The 3,115-nt window shown below is 51.6% G+C and carries 1 rRNA gene; it reads left to right on the plus strand.

Annotation, left to right across the window (positions count from 1 at the left end):
- The first annotated feature begins 151 nt into the window (after positions 1-151).
- A 23S ribosomal RNA gene (locus ACKLLE_RS27070) occupies positions 152-3,042 on the plus strand.
- The last annotated feature ends 73 nt before the right edge of the window (positions 3,043-3,115 follow it).

Genomic DNA, 3,115 nt, shown 5'->3' on the forward strand with positions numbered 1-3,115 from the left:
CGTTCTTTAAAAATTTGGGTATGTGATAGAAATAGACTGAACGACACTTTCACTGGTGTTGATTCAGGCTAAGGTAAAATTTGTGAGTTTTTGTCATGAATTTTCGGCGAATGTCGTCTTCACAGTATAACCAGATTGCTTGGGGTTATATGGTCAAGTGAAGAAGCGCATACGGTGGATGCCTTGGCAGTCAGAGGCGATGAAAGACGTGGTAGCCTGCGATAAGCTTTGGGGAGTCGGCAAACAGACTGTGATCCAGAGATCTCTGAATGGGGGAACCCACTCAGCACAAGCTGAGTATCTTGTACTGAATACATAGGTACATGAGGCGAACCAGGGGAACTGAAACATCTAAGTACCCTGAGGAAAAGAAATCAACCGAGATTCCCTTAGTAGTGGCGAGCGAACGGGGACTAGCCCTTAAGTTGACTTGAGATTAGTGGAAGGCTCTGGAAAGTGCCGCCATAGTGGGTGATAGCCCCGTACACGAAAATCCCTTGTCAATGAAATCGAGTAGGACGGAGCACGAGAAACTTTGTCTGAATATGGGGGGACCATCCTCCAAGGCTAAATACTACTGACTGACCGATAGTGAACCAGTACCGTGAGGGAAAGGCGAAAAGAACCCCGGAGAGGGGAGTGAAATAGAACCTGAAACCGTATGCGTACAAGCAGTGGGAGCCTACTTTGTTAGGTGACTGCGTACCTTTTGTATAATGGGTCAGCGACTTATATTCAGTGGCGAGCTTAACCGAATAGGGGAGGCGTAGCGAAAGCGAGTCTTAATAGGGCGTTTAGTCGCTGGGTATAGACCCGAAACCGGGCGATCTATCCATGGGCAGGTTGAAGGTTAGGTAACACTGACTGGAGGACCGAACCGACTACCGTTGAAAAGTTAGCGGATGACCTGTGGATCGGAGTGAAAGGCTAATCAAGCTCGGAGATAGCTGGTTCTCCTCGAAAGCTATTTAGGTAGCGCCTCATGTATCACTCCAGGGGGTAGAGCACTGTTTCGGCTAGGGGGTCATCCCGACTTACCAAACCGATGCAAACTCCGAATACCTGGAAGTGCCGAGCATGGGAGACACACGGCGGGTGCTAACGTCCGTCGTGAAAAGGGAAACAACCCAGACCGTCAGCTAAGGTCCCAAAGTCATGGTTAAGTGGGAAACGATGTGGGAAGGCTTAGACAGCTAGGAGGTTGGCTTAGAAGCAGCCACCCTTTAAAGAAAGCGTAATAGCTCACTAGTCGAGTCGGCCTGCGCGGAAGATGTAACGGGGCTCAAACCATGCACCGAAGCTACGGGTATCACTTAGGTGATGCGGTAGAGGAGCGTTCTGTAAGCCTGTGAAGGTGAGTTGAGAAGCTTGCTGGAGGTATCAGAAGTGCGAATGCTGACATGAGTAACGACAATGGGAGTGAAAAACTCCCACGCCGAAAGACCAAGGTTTCCTGCGCAACGTTAATCGACGCAGGGTTAGTCGGTCCCTAAGGCGAGGCTGAAAAGCGTAGTCGATGGAAAACAGGTTAATATTCCTGTACTTCCGGTTATTGCGATGGAGGGACGGAGAAGGCTAGGCCAGCTTGGCGTTGGTTGTCCAAGTTTAAGGTGGTAGGCTGGAATCTTAGGTAAATCCGGGATTTCAAGGCCGAGAGCTGATGACGAGTTGCCTTCAGGCGACGAAGTGGTTGATGCCATGCTTCCAAGAAAAGCTTCTAAGCTTCAGATAACCGGGAACCGTACCCCAAACCGACACAGGTGGTTGGGTAGAGAATACCAAGGCGCTTGAGAGAACTCGGGTGAAGGAACTAGGCAAAATGGCACCGTAACTTCGGGAGAAGGTGCGCCGGCGAGGGTGAAGGACTTGCTCCGTAAGCCCATGCCGGTCGAAGATACCAGGCCGCTGCGACTGTTTATTAAAAACACAGCACTCTGCAAACACGAAAGTGGACGTATAGGGTGTGACGCCTGCCCGGTGCCGGAAGGTTAATTGATGGGGTTAGCTAACGCGAAGCTCTTGATCGAAGCCCCGGTAAACGGCGGCCGTAACTATAACGGTCCTAAGGTAGCGAAATTCCTTGTCGGGTAAGTTCCGACCTGCACGAATGGCGTAACGATGGCGGCGCTGTCTCCACCCGAGACTCAGTGAAATTGAAATCGCTGTGAAGATGCAGTGTATCCGCGGCTAGACGGAAAGACCCCGTGAACCTTTACTATAGCTTTGCACTGGACTTTGAATTTGCTTGTGTAGGATAGGTGGGAGGCTTTGAAGCGTGGACGCCAGTTCGCGTGGAGCCATCCTTGAAATACCACCCTGGCAACTTTGAGGTTCTAACTCAGGTCCGTCATCCGGATCGAGGACAGTGTATGGTGGGTAGTTTGACTGGGGCGGTCTCCTCCTAAAGAGTAACGGAGGAGTACGAAGGTGCGCTCAGACCGGTCGGAAATCGGTCGCAGAGTATAAAGGCAAAAGCGCGCTTGACTGCGAGACAGACACGTCGAGCAGGTACGAAAGTAGGTCTTAGTGATCCGGTGGTTCTGTATGGAAGGGCCATCGCTCAACGGATAAAAGGTACTCCGGGGATAACAGGCTGATACCGCCCAAGAGTTCATATCGACGGCGGTGTTTGGCACCTCGATGTCGGCTCATCACATCCTGGGGCTGAAGCCGGTCCCAAGGGTATGGCTGTTCGCCATTTAAAGTGGTACGCGAGCTGGGTTTAGAACGTCGTGAGACAGTTCGGTCCCTATCTGCCGTGGACGTTTGAGATTTGAGAGGGGCTGCTCCTAGTACGAGAGGACCGGAGTGGACGAACCTCTGGTGTTCCGGTTGTCACGCCAGTGGCATTGCCGGGTAGCTATGTTCGGAAGAGATAACCGCTGAAAGCATCTAAGCGGGAAACTTGCCTCAAGATGAGATCTCACTGGAGCCTTGAGCTCCCTGAAGGGCCGTCGAAGACTACGACGTTGATAGGTTGGGTGTGTAAGCGCTGTGAGGCGTTGAGCTAACCAATACTAATTGCCCGTGAGGCTTGACCATATAACACCCAAGCAATCTGAGCTGAGAAGCCGGATTGTGGTGGTGAAGACGCAATGAACCGAAAGTTCGTGCA

This window comes from Pseudomonas bharatica (assembly GCF_048586865.1).
GTDB lineage: Bacteria > Pseudomonadota > Gammaproteobacteria > Pseudomonadales > Pseudomonadaceae > Aquipseudomonas > Aquipseudomonas bharatica.